This is a genomic window from Cryomorpha ignava, assembly GCF_010686655.1.
Classification (GTDB): domain Bacteria; phylum Bacteroidota; class Bacteroidia; order Flavobacteriales_D; family Cryomorphaceae; genus Cryomorpha; species Cryomorpha ignava.
On sequence record NZ_JAAGVY010000013.1, the window covers coordinates 1 to 17,668 of the forward strand.

Genomic DNA, 17,668 nt, shown 5'->3' on the forward strand with positions numbered 1-17,668 from the left:
AAGTAGTCAGCTCTGACAAATTTTTAATATCTTTGGATTGCAGCATTTTTACGTATTTGGAATTACGCCTTTAAGATACTGTTTTTCAGAATCTTAAAGTAATAAAAATGCTGCACTTTTTAACTTTTCAATGTTAATTATCAACACAATAGCTCCTGCGAAACTTTAGTTATTAAATCTTGAAGAATATTAATCCTCTTATATTCAGATTTCTTGTTGTTCTTTTTGGCTTACTGGCCTGGAGTGAGTTAGCAGCGCAATCTCCACAGTTTAATATTCTTTCGCTAAAGGATGGTTTATCGCAGGGCACAGCCACTTCTATTGAGCAGGATAATTATGGCTTTATGTGGTTTGGCACCCGAGATGGCTTAAACAGATTTGACGGATATAAATTTGAGGTATTGAAATACAATGCGCAGGACAGCTCATCTATAAGTAACAATGACATTACATCGCTACTCGTAGATAACAATGGAGATATTTGGGCAGGAACTACATTTGGTCTCAATAAAATTAACACGCGCACGCTTCAGGCCAAAGCTTTCTATCATTGGTTTGAAGATCCAACAGCGATAAGCAGCAACAAAATCAGAGCACTGGCAGAAGACCATCATGGTAGAATTTGGATAGGAACTAATAATGGGTTGAACCGGCTGGATGACTGGGAAAAAAACGATTTTAAGAAGTACTCTATTGAGTCTGATCAGGAAAAAAGCCTTTCAAATAATACGGTAAATGATATCTTAATAGATTCGAAAGGAAGAATTTGGGTGGGCACAGATGGTGGTTTAAATCTATACCTGCCAGAAACAAATGACTTCAAGCGCTTTAGATTTAAATTTGAAGATGATAATAGCCTAAGCAATAATCAGATTCAAACCATTTGTGAAGATCTGGACGGAAACTTATGGATTGGTACAAAGTATGGCCTCAATAAATACAATCCCGAAATGGATGTATTTACGAGATACTTCGCCGAAAAGCCAAAAGCAGGGCTAATTGCATCTAATATTATTAACGATGTAAAAATTGATGTTTCAGGCGATTTATGGGTAGGTACTCCCAGCGGTCTTTCCAGAATTTCGCATGAAATGAGTAAATCAATCCAATACAATACTATTCCCGGAAAGACAAATTCATTGCCAAACGACCATATCTTAAGTCTTTTTAGCGGAAGCTCTAATATGATATGGATTGGTACAAACTCTGCCGGGATTGCCACGCTCGATATGAATGCAACTCAATTTTATTCAGTTGTATATTCCGGGCAGGATGGATTTGAACCTGAAGAGAATCAAATTTATTCCTTTTTTGAAGCAGATACCAATCATTTTTGGGTCGGTACGGGTAGAGGATTAGTTGTTTATAACCATTATTTTGACAAGTCTTTTTTCTTTGCAAATTCTACAAAGCGGAGACTTGGTACAATTTCGAAACCTGTAATGAGTTTTGCCAAGACGGCTGATGGCATATATTGGCTTGGAACCGATGGGGGAGGGCTTATATCTTATCAGTTTCCAAATGACTCATTGGTTTCATATACTACCCAATTTCAAAACCCCTTCAGCATTTCCAGCAATACCATTAACGACATTAAGGTTACCTCAAAAGATAATCTCTGGATTGCAACTGCGGGTGGTGGTTTGTGCTACTTCAATAGAGTTACAAAATCATTTAGAACCTACCGGTTTGACGGAGCAGATCAGAGTAGCATCCGAGACAATAATGTAAATTCTATTGTGCTTGATTCTGATGAGAATGTGTGGTTTGGAACCGGAAATTCGGGACTTTACTTTCTAGATGTAAAAACCGATGAATTAAAAAATTATACTGCCGGAAACATGAAGGAAGGTATGCTTCCCTCAAACTCAATTAATCAGGTTTATTTTGATTCTTTTGGGCAGTTGTGGATAGCAACCTCCGGTGGCGGTCTTTCAAAATATATTGCTGAAAAGGAAAGCTTTGAGACTTTTAATGTGAATAATGGTTTGTCGAATAATGTGGTCTTGGGGCTCACTTCAGATGGAAATGGAACCTTGTGGATGAGCACCAATGGCGGGATTACAACATTCAATGTTAAAACTGAAACTTTTCGCAATTACAACGAGCAGGAGGTTTTGGGTCAAAATACTTTCTATCCCCGAAGTTGCCTGCATACCTCTAGCAATCTAGTGATCTTTGGGGGAGCCAATGGATTTGATTATATCAATACCCTGGGCATTCGTGAGAATCTTTTTATACCACCGGTAGTCATTACAGCATTTCAGTTGATGGACAAGCCTGATAATGCCTCTGAATTAAATATACTTTCCGAATCTCCTGAAAAAACCGTTTTGGAATATAACCATTCCGGATTTACAATCGAATTTGCAGCACTCAATTTTGAGCAATCAGATAAAAACCAATATGCGTATCGCCTTATAGGGCTTTTTGATCAATGGCGCTACATCGGTAACAGGCATTTTGCCACATTTTCTAACCTTAGACCTGGAACGTACACTTTTGAAGTAAAAGGAAGTAATAATGATGGTTATTGGAATGAGAATCCTACCTCAATGCGTATTGTAGTAAGGCCGGCGTATTGGCAGACAAGCTGGTTTCAAATACTTATTATAGTCGCAGTTATGGGGGTTCTTTATCTTTTTTATCGATATAAGCTTTCAAGTGAAAAAGAAAGAAATCAACAATTGGAATCTGCAGTAAAAGTGCGAACTACCGAAATATCCAGAGAACGCGATACAAATGCTATACTGCTTAAGGAAGTACATCATCGCGTTAAAAATAACCTTCAGATAATAGTGAGTTTACTCAATTTGCAATCACGGTTTATTTCAGATTCCAAATTACTGAATGTTTTTAGTGAAATTCAAAATAGAGTTCGGTCTATGTCATTGATTCACGAAAAGATGTACAAAACCAAAGATTTGAAAACCGTAAATATTGAAGAGTATATTACCGACCTTTCTAAAAGTCTGCTGAGTACATATCGTCTTGGTCAAAAAGTGCATCTCGATATAAAAGTAGATGTAAATAGTTTCCACAGCGATACGCTTACACCATTGGGTTTAATTATTAATGAAGTTATTTCAAACGCCCTAAAATATGCTTTTCAGGAAGATAAAACCGGAACCATAATAGTGAGATTGTCAAAACTTGAAAACGGACGATTTACTTTAATCATTGGCGATGATGGAATAGGAATTCCGAATGATATTATAATGGGAAAAACTGAATCTTTTGGAACCGAACTTATCACAGCACTTAGCGAACAACTTAATGGGACTATTAAACTTCTTGGTGATGTAAAAGGTACTGTGTACGAAGTTGAATTTGAAGATGTGGCCTAATGTGTTTTGAATAAATCTTTTAGTACCCCTAATATTCATTCAACCCCCATTCCACCTAATTAGTGTCTGTCCACACAGTCCACTATCATGCCTGTGGCTTGATCCTCGATCGGCGTTGCACCATGCCGTTGGCTTGGTCTAAAGCCTTGTCTTGAAAATCGAAGATCAAGCCATTTCGGCCTGACAGTCCTTTCGACTTCGCATTTCGACAGGCTCAATAACCACTCAAGACAGCGCATCCCGCCCCAGCGGGACTCCTTGATTACGCCCTTCGGTTGTGAAATCGCTACGCTAGGTATTCAATCCTGCGTGCGCTACTTCGACTTCGCTCAGCACATCGTTTGCTATTGAACTATATGATCCAGCCACCTGACTCTATTGACAGACTTTAATTAGTGTCTGTCCATACAGTCCACTATCTGCGTTGCACTTGTCTTGAAAACAGTCATTGACAAATGTCAACTCCTTGTTTTTCAATCCTACGTGCGCCTTGCTATTGAACTATATGATCCAGCCACCTGACTCTATTGACAGACTTTAATTAAGCTTATAAGGAACGATTAGCGAGAATTCGGGAATTTCAACGTTAAAGTTTAAACCACTTTCTAAATTTTTCATTACATAATAACCACTCATTTTTCCCATATCGGTGGTAAAATCGCACGAAGAACGGTAAGTGTAGCTCTCTCCGGGTTTGATAATGGGCTTTTCGCCAATAACACCTTCGCCTTTCACTTCTCTCTCGTGTGTATTACTATCGGTAATTTTCCAGTACCTGCTTATCAACTGAATGGCACCTTCATTTTTATTTTCAATTCTTATTCCGTAGGAAAATAGGTAGAGCTTAGCTATTGGATTTGAAAATTTCTCTTCATATCTGCTATCAACAGAAATTATAATCCCCGAATTCAGTGCGGTTGTCATTGTTGTGTATTGCTTGTACTGAGCAAGGTTATGAAATTACCTGCGAAGATGAAAGAAGAATGCAAAATATTTAATTTTTAAGGGTGTTTATTACTTTATATCCTACCAATCGATCAGAAAAAGTGCTTCTGTCTTTATAATATAGCAATATGGTGTAATTGTTCTCTGTCTCGAAATAGTTTCCTTCAGTTAATTCTGTTGTTCCGCTCTCCTGCGATTTGTATTTCCATAAATAAATATAATTGTAGTAGCCCTGTTTTAGCTTGAGCGATTTTTCGTAGCGCAAATCAAGCGGATTATAATCCATCTTAAAGCGGTCATCCATCTCCCAGTTTGACAGCTGTCCGAAAAGGTACATATCACCGTTTCCCAAAAAAGCATCTACTGGCATCGTAAAATGCACTGTAACGTAATCAGATTCAAGATGCGCATTTTGCATATCGTCATTTTTGATGAGCAGTTTGCCATTAATATCCTGATCAAAAGAGTACTGCTTAAAAGCACGCCTTATGTCGGGAGACAGGTAAATATGGTATCCATTATCCATGAGATCGACTTCAGTTACTCGTTCACTTCGGTAGCGCACGCTTTTAGCGTCAAAATTCCTGAATTCATTAATGCCGTCGAAGGTCAGTTCACTCTGGAAGTCATAAATTAACTCCCGTCCTTTTATAAAGCTAGGTTTTATGCCTCGTATTGCATTGTCTAATCTATTATTTTGCAGTACTACGAGTTCTATTTCACTGTAAGGATTCAGGGTTCCCACACCATTTAAATTTACGTTGATATCGACTTTTTGACGGTAGTCGCGCTCTGAAATTACGCTAGGTCGCTTAATGGTGCCAGATACTGTAGCAAGTGGCTCCACAATCATAAATCGGGCTGTAAGTATTGGCTGCTTTTCATCATCATCGGCATAAACCTTTACGACATAGTTTCCACTTTTAGTGAGCTGAATACGGTCATTGGGAAATGCAAGCGAGTAATGGGTAAAAGGCTGAATGGTGTTAAATGAAAATTGATAATCACTTATAAAATCAGTGTTATACCCTTCCTGATAATCCAGTAAGTGTAATTCTGATGATTTCCAATCGTGAGTGCAGTGCTCAAATCTATAATACATGTCTCGCGCATTCTCTCCCAAATCATCAAATTTTAAAATGATTTGCTCAGTACCGTTAAGCTGTATAATGGGCGGGTTAAGTTCCGATTTTGATGTGTACAAAAGCATGGTTTTAACCTTTGGATCAAAAATTTGATTGGTATATGTCTGGGCTGGCGGAGAGCGCTCTTCAAGAAAATTGCTAGCTGTACCCATTTTCGGCTCATTGCCAGTGCTATTTTTTTCGCCTGAAGCGATCGTTTTTCCAGTGGTACAGAAGCTAAGGGCAAGGCCGGTAGCAAGAAAAAAGATTGAAATTCGAATTGTGGGATTCATATATTTTTCTAATTTTGTATTTAGATTCATTCTAAATTAGCTACCTGCCTTTTATCGTTCAAAAACAACTGTGTTCGATGTTAAAACAATTGCTATTTTTGCGCCAAATTTTAAAGGACTCCTAAGGCATGTCAAAAGCCATAAAGATTACGAAAGGTGTCGATATAAAACTCGTCGGTGCAGCAGAAAATAAAATTTCTCCTGCGCAAAGATCGAATGTTTATGCGATAAAACCTGACGATTTTTTCGGAACCGTTCCGAAATTAATGGTAAAACAAGGCGAGACGGTGAAAGCCGGCACTCCTTTATTTTTCGATAAGAAGCGCGATAAGATTAAATTCACATCGCCTGTAAGCGGCGAAGTGGTGGAAATCAAACGCGGCGATAAGCGAAAAATTCTGGAGGTTAAAATTCTCGCCGATTCAGAAACAGCTTACGCTTCCTTCACACCCTGGACGGGCGGTGGCGATCGTCAAACATTAGTTGACACTATGCTCGGAATGGGATTGTGGCCATTCATTACGCAAAGACCTTACGGAGTTATTGCCAGCCCGGACGATACTCCTCGAGACATTTATATCTCGGGATTTGATTCTGCTCCGCTTAGCGCAGATAACGAAGTGGCGCTAAAAGGCGAAATAGAAAACTTTAAAACCGGTCTGGAAGCTTTAAAAATCCTTAGTGGCGGCCATGTGCATCTTGGTGTTCGAAAAGGTTCTTCGCTTTATGCAGGTGTAAATGGCGTTGAAAAAACAGAATTTTCAGGGCCTCACCCTGTTGGGAATGTCGGTGTGCAAATTCATCACACAAAGCCCATTAATAAAGGCGAGGTACTATGGACAGTAAATCCATCAGATGTCGCAATTATTGGCAAGAGCCTCAAAGAAGGAAAATTTCGAGCCGAAAGAACTATCGCATTGGCCGGTTCTGAAGTAAAAAATCCACAGTATTATTCTACTATTATTGGTGCCTCAATTGAGTCTATCTTAGGCGATAATGAGAAGGCAGGCCATAACAGAATCATTAGTGGAAATGTACTAACCGGGACTAAAGTTGAGCGCGATGGATACTTGAGTTTCTACAGCAATATGGTATCAATTATTCCAGAAGGAGACGAAAAGAAATTTTTTATCACTGAGGGATGGCTTGCTCCGGGATTTTCGCGTTTTAGCCTGAATCATTCATACCCGAGCTGGTTGTTAGGTAACAAAAAATACAAACTTGATACCAATCTAAATGGTGAAACCAGAGCATTTGTAGTTACTGGCGAATTGGAAAAGGTTTTTCCGTTTGATATTTATCCAATGCAACTTATTAAAGCTATAATGATTAACGATATTGACTCAATGGAAAATCTCGGCATCTATGAAGTACTGCCAGAAGATTTTGCACTTTGTGAGTTTGCCTGCACCTCCAAAATCAATATTCAATCTGTAGTTAGGCAAGGGCTTGCTGATATGAGAAACGAATTTGCATCTTAAAAGATAGAGTATAGTGAAAGCATTAGAAAATTTATTGGAAAAGCTTAAAACGCCTTTTGACAAAGGTGGAAAGCTTGAGAAGTTTTATCCTGTATACGATGCGCTTGAAACATTTGCATTCGTACCAGATCATACTACTATCAAAGGTTCTCATATACGTGATGCCATTGATATGAAACGAACCATGTTTTTGGTGATCGTTGCAATGATTCCAGCCTTACTGTTTGGAATATACAATACCGGATATCAGCATTTTACTGCCTTGGGTATGGATGCTTCTTTCTTGGAAATGGTTGGTTTTGGTCTCACGAAAGTCTTGCCGCTTATTGTGGTATCGTATGGCGTTGGCCTCGGAATTGAGTTTGTGTTTTGCATTATTAAAGGACATGCTATAAACGAAGGATTTCTGGTATCGGGAATGTTAATTCCACTCATTATGCCTATGGACGTGCCGCTATGGATGGTGGCCGTGGCTACTGCTTTTGCAGTGGTAATAGGTAAAGAAGTTTTCGGAGGTACCGGAATGAATATTGTCAATGTAGCCCTTACGGCACGCGCATTCATATTCTTTGCGTATCCAACGAAAATGTCGGGTAACAAAGTGTGGGTTAATACCGATGGTGGCTCTGTAGTAGATGGATACACTGGCGAAACGCTTCTTGCACAAGCTATTGAGCATGGAGCTAATTTTAAAGACGTTGCAAATAACGCATATGCCAGTTTAAGCGATAGCTTTATGGCATCTTTTCTTGGATTTATTCCGGGATCGATTGGTGAAACCTCTGTGCTTGCAATATTGATTGGAGCGGCTATTCTGCTCTGGACAGGAATTGCCAGCTGGCGAATAATTTTTATGGGAATTGTAGGTGGTGCTGCTATGGGTATGATATTTAATATTCTTGGCCCAATGTACTTTCCAGATAACCTGTACTTAACTGTGCCGTGGTGGCAGCAAATGGTAATGGGTGGATTTGCCTTTGGAATTGTGTTTATGGCTACCGACCCAGTTACGGCAGCGCAAACAGAAAATGGAAAACTCATTTATGGATTTCTTATAGGTTTATTGGCTATTCTAATCCGTGTGGTTAATCCCGCTTATCCTGAAGGAATTATGATGTCGATTTTATTTATGAATGTAATGGCTCCAACTATTGACCACTACGTAATTCAGGGTAATATCAAAAAACGACTAAAACGACTTAAAACAGCATAATAATGGCAATTAATAGAAACAGCAATGCATTTACTTTCCTCTTCGCCATAATTATGGTGCTGATAGTTGGTGCCGCACTTTCGTTTGCATCAATGTCTCTAAAACCCCTACAGGTACAAAATACCATCGAAAAGGAAATGATGAGTATCCTCGGTTCGGTAGGAGTTGAATCTACGCGCGATAATGCAGAAGGCAATTTTTATGAGTATATAACAAATAGAATCGTTTTGAATCATCAGGGCGAAGTGGTAGAGGAAAGAGACGGAAAAATTGATGCCGACGATAAGAACGAACCATTTAATGTGGATGTAAAAAAGGAATTCCGTGATCGTCAAATGACCAATGAAAAAAAACACTATCCATTGTACGTAGCAAATATTGATGGAGAAAAAGTTGTTGTTATTCCTATGGTAGGTAAAGGACTTTGGGGCCCGGTTTGGGGTTATGTTGCACTTAAAAGCGATTACAATACTATTTATGGTGCTACATTTAATCACCAAAGTGAAACTCCAGGATTGGGAGCAGAGATTACCGAACCTTTCTTTACTAATGAATTTGCCGGTAAAACGATTTATGACGAACAAGGTAAATTGGTTTCTATCGAGGTACAAAAAGGTGGAGCCTCTCCGGATGCCCCACACGCCGTAGATGCTATTACAGGTGGAACCATTACCAGTAAAGGAGTACAAGAAATGCTGGAGAGAACTTTCAGCGTGTACGACAAGTATTTCGAAAAGAACAGAACGCAAACATCTCAGGAGATATGAGCACAGAAGCTGCAGCAGTAAATAAAGAAGTCATTAAAGAGGCTGTTCCGAGAGAACCACTCTTTGGTGCAAAGAATAAACGACTAATTACAGATCCCCTAAATGACGATAACCCAATTACCGTTCAGGTACTTGGTATTTGTTCGGCACTGGCTATTACCGTACAGGTACAGCAGGCTGTGGTTATGTCGCTTTCAGTAATATTTGTAATGATATGTGGAAATATCATTATCTCTGCTATGAGAAACATTATTCCGTCGCGGATCAGAATTATTGTACAACTTGTGGTAGTTGCCGCTCTTGTAATTTTAGTAAACGAAATTCTGAAAGCATACTTACCGGATATTTCAGAGAAACTCTCGGTATTCGTTGGTCTGATTATTACCAACTGCATCATTATGGGACGTTTTGAAGCCTTTGCAATGGGAAATAAATTATGGCCGTCGGGTCTTGATGCAATCGGTAACGGCTTGGGCTATGCCTGGATATTGGTTGTGGTTGCCGTTGTGCGCGAAGTATTTGGTTCCGGCGCAATCAGCTTTCCGGGAATTGGTCAGATAAAATTTATTCCGCAAAGCTTTTTTGAAGCTGGGTATATGAATAACAACCTGATGATTTTGCCTCCAAGTGCACTTATAGTGGTAGGAATTATAATTTGGATTCAGCGCTCGCGCAATCCAAAACTCATTGAAGAAAACTAAACAGCATAAAAACTGAAAACTATGGAAGCTGTAAATATTTTTGTTAAGTCAATTTTTGTTGACAATATGATTTTCGCATACTTCTTGGGTATGTGTTCGTACCTGGCGGTATCAAAAACTGTAAAAACGGCAGTTGGTCTTGGTGCAGCAGTAATTTTTGTACTTGGTATTACAGTGCCAATTAACTATTTGTTAGAGAATTATGTGCTCAAAGCAGGTGCTTTGGCTTGGGTAGATCCAAGCATGGCAACTGTTGATTTGGGCTTTCTGAGCTTTATTATGTTCATCGCCGTTATTGCATCAATGGTGCAGTTGGTAGAGATGATAGTTGAGAAGTTTGCTCCAGCACTTTACGGTGCTCTTGGTATTTTCCTTCCACTTATTGCCGTAAACTGTTCTATTTTGGGGGGTGCATTGTTTATGCAAGAGCGCCAATATCCAAATATTACAGATGCTACGGTATTTGGTTTGGGTAGTGGTGTTGGCTGGTTTTTGGCTATTGTAGCCATTGCAGCTATTCGCGAAAAAATACGTTATTCGAATGTTCCCGCACCATTGCGTGGCCTTGGTATCACATTTATCATTACCGGCCTTATGGGTATAGGATTTATGTCCTTTATGGGAATTGAACTTTAATAGAATACAACTGTTTATTCAGTAAATAATATCGAATTATGAGCGTTACGATAATTGCATCAATAATTGTGTTCATGGCAGTTACCCTGCTTCTTGTAGGTGTGTTGCTGTTCGCAAAATCTAAACTATCGCCTTCGGGTCCAGTAAAAATTACCATCAATGGCGAAAAAACCATTAAAGTAGAATCGGGTGATACCGTGCTTACTACGTTGAGTAATCACAAAATATTCCTCCCATCGGCATGTGGTGGTGGTGGTACATGCGCCATGTGCAAATGCCAGGTGCACGAAGGCGGTGGAAGTATTCTGCCTACGGAAGTACCTTACTTCTCACGTAAAGAAATTGCCGAAGATTACCGCCTTGGTTGCCAGGTTAAGGTAAAGCAAGACATGAAAATTGAAATACCTGAAGAGATTTTTGGTATCAAGAAATGGGAGTGTGAAGTGGTAAGTAATTACAACGTGGCATCTTTCATTAAAGAGTTTATAGTAAAACTCCCTGAGGGAGAGCATCTGGACTTTGAAGCGGGTGGATATATTCAGATAGATGTTCCGCGAATTGAATTGGAATTTAAGGATATGGACATTACTTCTCATCCTGATTTGGAAAGAGATCCAATGGACTTTAAAGGCGAATGGGATAAGTTTGGACTTTGGGATCTGAAAATGAAAAATCCTGAAATGATTTTTCGTGCTTATTCAATGGCCAATCACCCTGCGGAAGGAAATATCGTAATGCTGAATATTCGTATTGCGACGCCACCATGGGATAGAGCTAAAAACAAATGGATGGATGTAAATCCAGGTATTTGCTCTTCGTATGTATTCGGATGTAAGCCTGGTGATAAAGTAACCATCAGTGGTCCTTATGGTGAGTTCTTTATTAAAGATACGGGTTCTGAAATGCTCTATATTGGCGGTGGTGCCGGAATGGCTCCAATGCGCTCGCACCTTTTTCACTTATTTCACACGCTTAAAACAGATCGTAAAGTATCATATTGGTACGGTGGCCGTTCTAAACGAGAACTATTCTACTTAGATCACTTCCGCGCAATTGAAAAAGAATTCCCGAACTTTACATTCAATATTGTTCTATCAGAACCGGTTCCTGCCGATAATTGGAAAGTGAAAAAAGATCTTGATGACAAGGAAGGTGATGGATTTACCGGATTTGTGCACCAAGCGGTTATAGATCAATACTTAAACAATCACGACGCACCTGAAGATATTGAATTCTACTTCTGTGGTCCTCCACTAATGAATGCAGCTGTTCTAAAAATGGTTGATGATTGGGGTGTGCCACCAGAGAATGTTGCTTTTGATGACTTTGGCGGATAGGTTGCAATAGGCAATTGAGCTAAAAGCTTTAAGCTATCAGGTGTAAACTTGCGCTTTCTCTCATCGCTGGGTGTGTAGAATGATACGGGAAGAGAAGTCGGGTGGTGCGCGAAGCTTAATTTTTAATTTGAAATAATTGTTATACCCGCAAGCACTGCTTGTGGGTATTTTTTTGGTTGTCATTTTTGATTTCGATTTCAGTATTCTGGAAAAGATTTAAATAACCTGAGTTCGGCAATTAGAAGGGAATTTAGATTTTCATAAATTTCAGGATCACAGACGAATGCGTTGCGAATTGGGAGCCAAAGACAAATCTCTAATAAAAAAGCCCACAACTCTCGTTGCAGGCTTTTATTTTCATAGACCGGTTTCGGCAGCTTCCTACCTTCCACTTGGTCTTATTTCTCTATTCTTTTGCCTAATGCCTTTTTAATACTTCGCTTTAGAGCAGCAGTTTCGCGGGTGCCAATAAAGTATCGCTCACCATCTTTTGTAATTACCGCAATTCCATTTCGGCCGGAGAGTGTAAACTTCTTTTCGTACCAAAATTTCATATTGCTGCCGTGCATGTGGGCAACCTTTGGAGTTTCAATTACTTTGCATTCTTCAACTTCATCCCATTTAATTCTCTTCTTTTTGGTGTGAAGGGGGCTCATTTTATAGTCAATACCTTTTTTGGTTACTGCTACTTTAAGTTGCAATCTGATTAAAACCCAAAGGCCTAATCCCACAACTAGAACAGCAATTCCCAATAAAAATACGGGTATAGCATTTTCAAAGCTATTCATATACAACTCATGGCCCAATAAAAATAAGCTATACGCAAGAAGTGTTATAAAAACGCCAAGTAATAACGGATCTTTAATTTTTTGTTTTTCTGTGAAAAATTTACGTGCCATAATTCTGTTCTTAACAATAAGGTAACATAAAGGTAATGATAATTTTACTCATACCAAAACATAAGGTTTCAGTAGAATGTGTAATTCTCTGTATTACAGCATTATTAACCTCTAAAAATAATCTTGAAATATTCGGAGAACCGCTAATATACGTAAAATGATTGGATTTCTAACCCAATGTTACCAAATCATTAACGCATTTTCGTGCCACAGCAAATTACCCTTTTCGTTTTCTATTGCGTTCATAATCGCTAAAAATCCACTCGCCCAATCCGCCTAAGCCGGTGTAAATGGCTCTCCCGTTATTGGCTTCAGTGAAGTCTTCTACGAATTTTTGCAAATAAGGATCTTCGGCTATCATAAAGGTGGTAATGGGTATGTGAATCTTGCGCGCTTCACCAGCCAGATTCAAGCATTTATTGACTATAACCGGATCGAGACCAAAACTATTTTTATAATACCCGCCTTCTACTTTCAAGCAGCTTGGTTTCCCATCGGTAATCATAAAGATTTGCTTATTCGAATTTTTTCTTCTACGCAACAAGTCCATTGCGAGTAGCAAGCCCGCCACCGTATTCGTATGAAATGGTCCTACCTTTAAATAAGGTAAATCTTTAATCCCAATCTGCCAGGCATCATTTCCAAATACCACAATATCGAGTGTGTCTTTGGGATACCGGGTAGTAATAAATTCCGAAAGTGCCATAGCTACTTTTTTGGCTGGAGTAATTCGGTCTTCGCCGTATAAAATCATACTGTGCGAAATATCAATCATTAATACCGTAGAAGCAGATGTTTTGATCTCGGTTTCATTCACCTCTAGATCTTGCTCGAATAAGGAAAAATCGCCAATTCCGCCGCGCACCTGTGCATTGCGTATGCTATTGCTAAAATCTATTTCGTGGGTAGAATCACCAAATCTATATGGCCGTTTATCGCCTGTAGGTTCATCACCCTTGCCCGCTTCGTTTGTTCGGTGGCCGCCCTCAGCGCTTCGTTTCATTTTCCCAAAAACCTGATCTAAGGAGCGCCTTCTAACAGCTTGTTCCGATTTTGCCGTGAGGCCACCTCCAGTGCCATCTCCCGGTTCTCTCAAATATCCTTTTTCAAAAAGGTCTTCGATGAAATCATCAATTGTATAATTCTCTGTGGTGAGATTGTGCGCTTTATCGAGTTCGCGCATCCACTCAAGCGCCTCTTCCACATCGCCCGAAGTGTGAGTAACCAGCTCGAGAAAAATGGGGAGCAATTTTTCAAAAGGCGAGCGGTCGTCTTTTTCGGGAATATATTCTGTAAAATTAAATCCTTGCATAGTTTGAGTAAAGATAAAAATACCATTGAAAATAGGGTGTTACCGTTCTACATAACAAGGCAACCACTCACCTTGTTTTGTATGGTTCTTGAAAGGCTTTTTATACTTTTGTATTATGTCAGATAATGAAACTCAGTTTGCACAATTTATTGAAGATTGGCTCCTGGATAATTTAGGAGTTGACCCCTCGAATACCCAGTTCCTGAAAATGGTCATTCTGGTTGTTGTCACCGTTTTAGTGGCTATTATTTTAAGGACTCTTGGCCAGTTTTTTATCAATAAGTTTATAAAGCGAGTGGTTCAACGCACATCTGCCAAGTGGGATGATGTATTAATGGACGAGGGCGTTTTTAGAAAACTGGGTTACCTGGTACCGGCAATCTACATTACGGGCGCCCTTCCCTTTGTCTTCACAGATTATCCTGGTTGGATTCCAGCAATAAAGACACTTACCTCTGCTTATATTGCATTGGTCATAGTTAGAATTTTTATCTCTTTTATTTCGGCTACCAATATTTACTTTAGCCGCTCCGAACGCTTTAAGGATAAGCCCATTGGCAGTTTTACCCAGCTTGCTAAAATTATTGTTTGGATAACAGGAATTATTTTTGTGCTGTCCATTTTAATAGACAGAAATCCCATCGCCCTTTTTGGCGCCATGGGGGCAATCTCTGCGGTTCTACTCTTAATTTTTAAGGATACGATCTTAGGATTTATCGCCAGTATTCAGCTTACTATTAATGATATGGTGCGTATTGGCGATTGGGTTTCTGTGCCAAAGTACGGAGCAGATGGAGATGTGATGGAAATTTACCTCACTACAATCAAGGTGAAAAATTGGGACAATACTATTTCAACTGTACCAACTTATTCTTTTGTTAGCGACAGCTTTAAAAACTGGCGCGGAATGCAGGAAAGCGGAGGGAGAAGAATTAAGCGCGCCATTAGTTTTAAAATTTCTTCTGTTCAATTTGTGGATGATGAAATGCTCGAACGCTTTTCTAAAATTGAGCTTGCCCAGCCACATATCGAAAAAAGAAGCGCCGAAATAAAGATCTATAATGAAGAGAAGGCTGTAAATACAGAGGCGTCTATTGTTAATGGCAGACGCATGACGAATCTTGGAATTTTTAGAGCCTATATTTTAAATGTACTTCGCCACAACCCGAATATCAATCAGGACTTGGTTTGTATGGTGCGACAGCAGGACCCTACTGAACTGGGCGTGCCACTTGAAGTTTACTGCTTTTCGAGAATAAAATCATGGATTGAATACGAGGGAATTCAATCTGATATATTTGATCATATTCTCGCAACAGCCAATCATTTCGACCTTGAAGTTTTTGAAAATCCCGCCAGTTCCGATATTAGGAACTTAAGGATAATTAATCCTAAACCAATCCTAAACCATGACTAAAAACCACGAAATTGATTTCAAGATTATAGGCGAAGAGCTGCAATGTGTAGAAATTGAGCTTGATCCGCAAGAAGCTGTTGTAGCCGAAGCAGGATCGCTCATGTATATGGACGATACCATAGAGATGAAAACCATTTTTGGTGATGGATCAGACAAAGAAAGCGGTATTTTGGGTAAATTTTTATCGGCTGGTAAGCGCGTCCTCACCGGCGAAAGTCTCTTCCTTACGACCTACACAAACCAAGGTTATGGCAAAAGACAAGTGACTTTTGCAGCACCGTATCCGGGAAAAGTTGTGCCTTTTAATCTGACTCATTACGACGGAAAGATAATTTGCCAAAAATCTGCCTTTCTCTGTGCTGCAAAAGGCGTAGCGGTGGGAATAGAATTTCAAAAACGCATAGGCGTAGGGCTTTTTGGAGGCGAAGGCTTCATTATGCAAAAGCTGGAAGGCGACGGTTTGGCTTTTGTACACGCCGGTGGAACTATCATCACGCGCGAGCTTGGCCCGGGCGATGTTTTGCGTGTAGACACAGGTTGCCTCGTTGCATTTACCCAATCTGTTGATTATAATATAGAAATGGTACGCGGTATCCGCAATGCTTTCTTTGGAGGCGAAGGATTGTTTCTGGCTACCCTTCGCGGCCCGGGAAGAGTATGGATTCAAAGTATGCCTTTTAGCCGACTGGCCGATAAGATTATTTCTGCCGCGCCAAAAATGGGTGGAAAGCGTAGAGGCGAAGGCAGTATTCTGGGCGGTCTAGGCGGTTTGCTCGATGGCGATAACAGACTCTAATTATTTATTTCTTCAGGCATTCCATATTTGTCAATCAGATATATTAGCGCAGTCATTGTAGCCGTTCCAAGTTCGAGCTCCCGCTTGTTTACATTTTCAAACACATCGTTTGCTGTGTGATGAATGTCAAAATAGCGTTGGCTATCAGGTATAAAGCCAATTAATGCTGCGCCTGTATCGCGCAAATAATTAATGTCAACTCCACCATAACCTTTTTTCATTATGTGAATATTATAAGGTTCAAAAAGCGGAAGCCATTCATTTAAATACGCAATGTCTGTCGCTGTACCGTCAATGTGGAACCCACGCGGAGTGAAACCACCACGATCGCTCTCCATTGCAGCTATGTGTTTGTCGCCGCGCTCTTTGCAGTATTCGGCGTAAGCCTTACCTCCACGCGAACCATTTTCTTCATTCATGAAAAACACACAGCGAATGGTATGTTGCGGCTTAATGCCAAGAGCTTTAAAAATTCTCAGCATTTCTAATGACTGAACTACTCCCGCACCATCGTCGTGCGCACCTTCTCCTACATCCCAGCTATCAAGATGACCACCAACACTTATTACCCGATCGGGAAAATCTGTACCGGTAATTTCTGCAACAACATTGTAAGAGGCTACATCGGGGTGCAGCTTGCAATTTGATTCAAGTTCAAGTTCTAAATTTGGATTTTTTTCTAAGGCAGTCGCCAAATAAAAAGCCGAGTTTGTGCTTAGTGCAAATGCCGGAATACTATCCGTTCCTTCCTCGTAAACCATGATTCCGGTATGCGGAAAATCATCGGCACGTAATCCTAAAGATCGCATTACAAAACCAATAGCCCCTTTTTTTGCTGCTTCGGAAGGGCCTACCACACGCCCTCCGGCACAACCGCCATAGGCATTAAACGTATCAATGAGTTTTGCATTCATTCCCTGATTTAAAAATACAATCTTGCCATTTAAAGATCCTTCAGGCGCATCTTTGAGAGCTTGAAGTGTTTGAAATTCTACAACCTTTCCTTTTAATTTTCCATTTGTCCCAGTGCTAAACCCAAGTGCTAATACATCAAGTTCTTTATTTTCAGAAAGTATCCGACATTTTTCCGGCTCACCACGTACCCATTTAGGAACCATTACCGGTTCAAGCCATACCTTGTCAAATCCGTAGCCTTTCATTTTTTCCTCACTCCACTCAACGGCTCTTTCTGCGCTTGCAGACCCGCTAAGCCTGTGGCCAATGTCCTTACAAAGTTCCCTAAGATTTTCATATCCTTCTCCATTTATAAGTGCTTCATCGTAAATCTCCCTTATTTTGAGACTATCCGTTTGTCCAAGCAAGCTGCCTGACCAAATTATAAGAGTGAAAAAACAAAATGCGCTGTTGATGAATTTCATATTATCTGGATATTTTGCAAA

14 protein-coding genes are annotated in these 17,668 nt (G+C 39.9%); 9 read left to right on the forward strand and 5 right to left on the reverse strand.

Features of this window, described 5'->3' with window-relative positions:
- Window positions 1-179: 179 nt before the first annotated feature.
- Window positions 180-3,347 (forward strand): ligand-binding sensor domain-containing protein, encoded by a 3,168-nt coding sequence (locus tag G3O08_RS08770; protein ID WP_163284983.1) that lies wholly within the window; start codon window positions 180-182, stop codon window positions 3,345-3,347.
- Window positions 3,348-3,884: 537 nt separating this feature from the next.
- Here G3O08_RS08770 and apaG read toward each other — a convergent pair.
- Window positions 3,885-4,271, reverse strand: a complete 387-nt coding sequence (gene apaG / locus G3O08_RS08775) for a Co2+/Mg2+ efflux protein ApaG (protein ID WP_163284985.1) — start codon at window positions 4,269-4,271, stop codon at window positions 3,885-3,887.
- Window positions 4,272-4,341: 70 nt separating this feature from the next.
- Window positions 4,342-5,709 carry a type IX secretion system plug protein gene (locus G3O08_RS08780; protein WP_163284987.1) on the reverse strand — a complete coding sequence of 456 codons (1,368 nt, stop codon included), beginning with the start codon at window positions 5,707-5,709 and terminating at the stop codon, window positions 4,342-4,344.
- Between the two features lie 128 nt (window positions 5,710-5,837).
- On the opposite strand from G3O08_RS08780, the gene G3O08_RS08785 reads away from it, so the two are divergent.
- The 6 genes from G3O08_RS08785 to nqrF are packed head-to-tail and all read left to right on the forward strand — an operon-like array spanning window position 5,838 to window position 11,844.
- Entirely contained in the window at window positions 5,838-7,190 is a 1,353-nt protein-coding gene (locus G3O08_RS08785; protein ID WP_163284989.1) for a Na(+)-translocating NADH-quinone reductase subunit A, read from the forward strand.
- Between the two features lie 13 nt (window positions 7,191-7,203).
- Window positions 7,204-8,403, forward strand: coding sequence for an NADH:ubiquinone reductase (Na(+)-transporting) subunit B (locus G3O08_RS08790; RefSeq protein ID WP_163284991.1), 1,200 nt, complete (start codon window positions 7,204-7,206; stop codon window positions 8,401-8,403).
- 2 nt (window positions 8,404-8,405) lie between these two features.
- Window positions 8,406-9,170: an NADH:ubiquinone reductase (Na(+)-transporting) subunit C gene (gene nqrC / locus G3O08_RS08795; protein ID WP_204336821.1), complete on the forward strand. Its 765-nt coding sequence runs from the start codon at window positions 8,406-8,408 to the stop codon at window positions 9,168-9,170.
- Entirely contained in the window at window positions 9,167-9,871 is a 705-nt protein-coding gene (locus G3O08_RS08800; protein ID WP_163284993.1) for an NADH:ubiquinone reductase (Na(+)-transporting) subunit D, read from the forward strand. Before nqrC ends, G3O08_RS08800 begins: the two co-directional genes overlap by 4 nt.
- Window positions 9,872-9,892: 21 nt before the next feature.
- A complete protein-coding gene (gene nqrE / locus G3O08_RS08805; RefSeq protein WP_163284995.1) occupies window positions 9,893-10,507 on the forward strand; it encodes an NADH:ubiquinone reductase (Na(+)-transporting) subunit E in 615 nt (204 codons plus the stop codon).
- Between the two features lie 38 nt (window positions 10,508-10,545).
- Complete coding sequence (gene nqrF / locus G3O08_RS08810) at window positions 10,546-11,844, forward strand: NADH:ubiquinone reductase (Na(+)-transporting) subunit F (protein WP_163284996.1); 1,299 nt, start codon at window positions 10,546-10,548, stop codon at window positions 11,842-11,844.
- Between the two features lie 398 nt (window positions 11,845-12,242).
- Here the strand turns inward: nqrF and G3O08_RS08815 are convergent, their stop codons facing one another.
- Entirely contained in the window at window positions 12,243-12,743 is a 501-nt protein-coding gene (locus G3O08_RS08815; RefSeq protein WP_163284997.1) for a hypothetical protein, read from the reverse strand.
- A gap of 217 nt (window positions 12,744-12,960) precedes the next feature.
- On the reverse strand, window positions 12,961-14,055 hold the full coding sequence (locus G3O08_RS08820) for a vWA domain-containing protein (RefSeq protein ID WP_163284998.1): 1,095 nt from the start codon (window positions 14,053-14,055) through the stop codon (window positions 12,961-12,963).
- Window positions 14,056-14,170: 115 nt separating this feature from the next.
- Between G3O08_RS08820 and G3O08_RS08825 the strand changes: the two genes are divergently transcribed.
- Entirely contained in the window at window positions 14,171-15,472 is a 1,302-nt protein-coding gene (locus tag G3O08_RS08825) for a mechanosensitive ion channel family protein (protein ID WP_163284999.1), read from the forward strand.
- Window positions 15,465-16,268, forward strand: coding sequence for a TIGR00266 family protein (locus tag G3O08_RS08830; protein ID WP_163285000.1), 804 nt, complete (start codon window positions 15,465-15,467; stop codon window positions 16,266-16,268). The genes G3O08_RS08825 and G3O08_RS08830 overlap by 8 nt, the downstream gene beginning before the upstream one ends.
- On the opposite strand, the gene G3O08_RS08835 is transcribed toward G3O08_RS08830, so the two are convergent.
- Entirely contained in the window at window positions 16,265-17,647 is a 1,383-nt protein-coding gene (locus G3O08_RS08835) for a M20/M25/M40 family metallo-hydrolase (protein WP_163285001.1), read from the reverse strand. The genes G3O08_RS08830 and G3O08_RS08835 overlap by 4 nt on opposite strands.
- Window positions 17,648-17,668: the final 21 nt, after the last annotated feature.

What these genes read in the sequence shown, in the direction of transcription:
- nqrE (WP_163284995.1), top strand. Translation starts at nt 9,893, where the DNA reads ATGGAAGCTGTAAATATTTTTGTTAAGTCAATTTTTGTTGACAATATG.
- G3O08_RS08780 (WP_163284987.1), bottom strand. Translation starts at nt 5,709, where the DNA reads ATGAATCCCACAATTCGAATTTCAATCTTTTTTCTTGCTACCGGCCTT.
- G3O08_RS08830 (WP_163285000.1), top strand. Translation starts at nt 15,465, where the DNA reads ATGACTAAAAACCACGAAATTGATTTCAAGATTATAGGCGAAGAGCTG.
- nqrC (WP_204336821.1), top strand. Translation starts at nt 8,406, where the DNA reads ATGGCAATTAATAGAAACAGCAATGCATTTACTTTCCTCTTCGCCATA.
- G3O08_RS08820 (WP_163284998.1), bottom strand. Translation starts at nt 14,055, where the DNA reads ATGCAAGGATTTAATTTTACAGAATATATTCCCGAAAAAGACGACCGC.
- G3O08_RS08785 (WP_163284989.1), top strand. Translation starts at nt 5,838, where the DNA reads ATGTCAAAAGCCATAAAGATTACGAAAGGTGTCGATATAAAACTCGTC.
- G3O08_RS08815 (WP_163284997.1), bottom strand. Translation starts at nt 12,743, where the DNA reads ATGGCACGTAAATTTTTCACAGAAAAACAAAAAATTAAAGATCCGTTA.
- apaG (WP_163284985.1), bottom strand. Translation starts at nt 4,271, where the DNA reads ATGACAACCGCACTGAATTCGGGGATTATAATTTCTGTTGATAGCAGA.
- G3O08_RS08825 (WP_163284999.1), top strand. Translation starts at nt 14,171, where the DNA reads ATGTCAGATAATGAAACTCAGTTTGCACAATTTATTGAAGATTGGCTC.
- nqrF (WP_163284996.1), top strand. Translation starts at nt 10,546, where the DNA reads ATGAGCGTTACGATAATTGCATCAATAATTGTGTTCATGGCAGTTACC.
- G3O08_RS08800 (WP_163284993.1), top strand. Translation starts at nt 9,167, where the DNA reads ATGAGCACAGAAGCTGCAGCAGTAAATAAAGAAGTCATTAAAGAGGCT.
- G3O08_RS08835 (WP_163285001.1), bottom strand. Translation starts at nt 17,647, where the DNA reads ATGAAATTCATCAACAGCGCATTTTGTTTTTTCACTCTTATAATTTGG.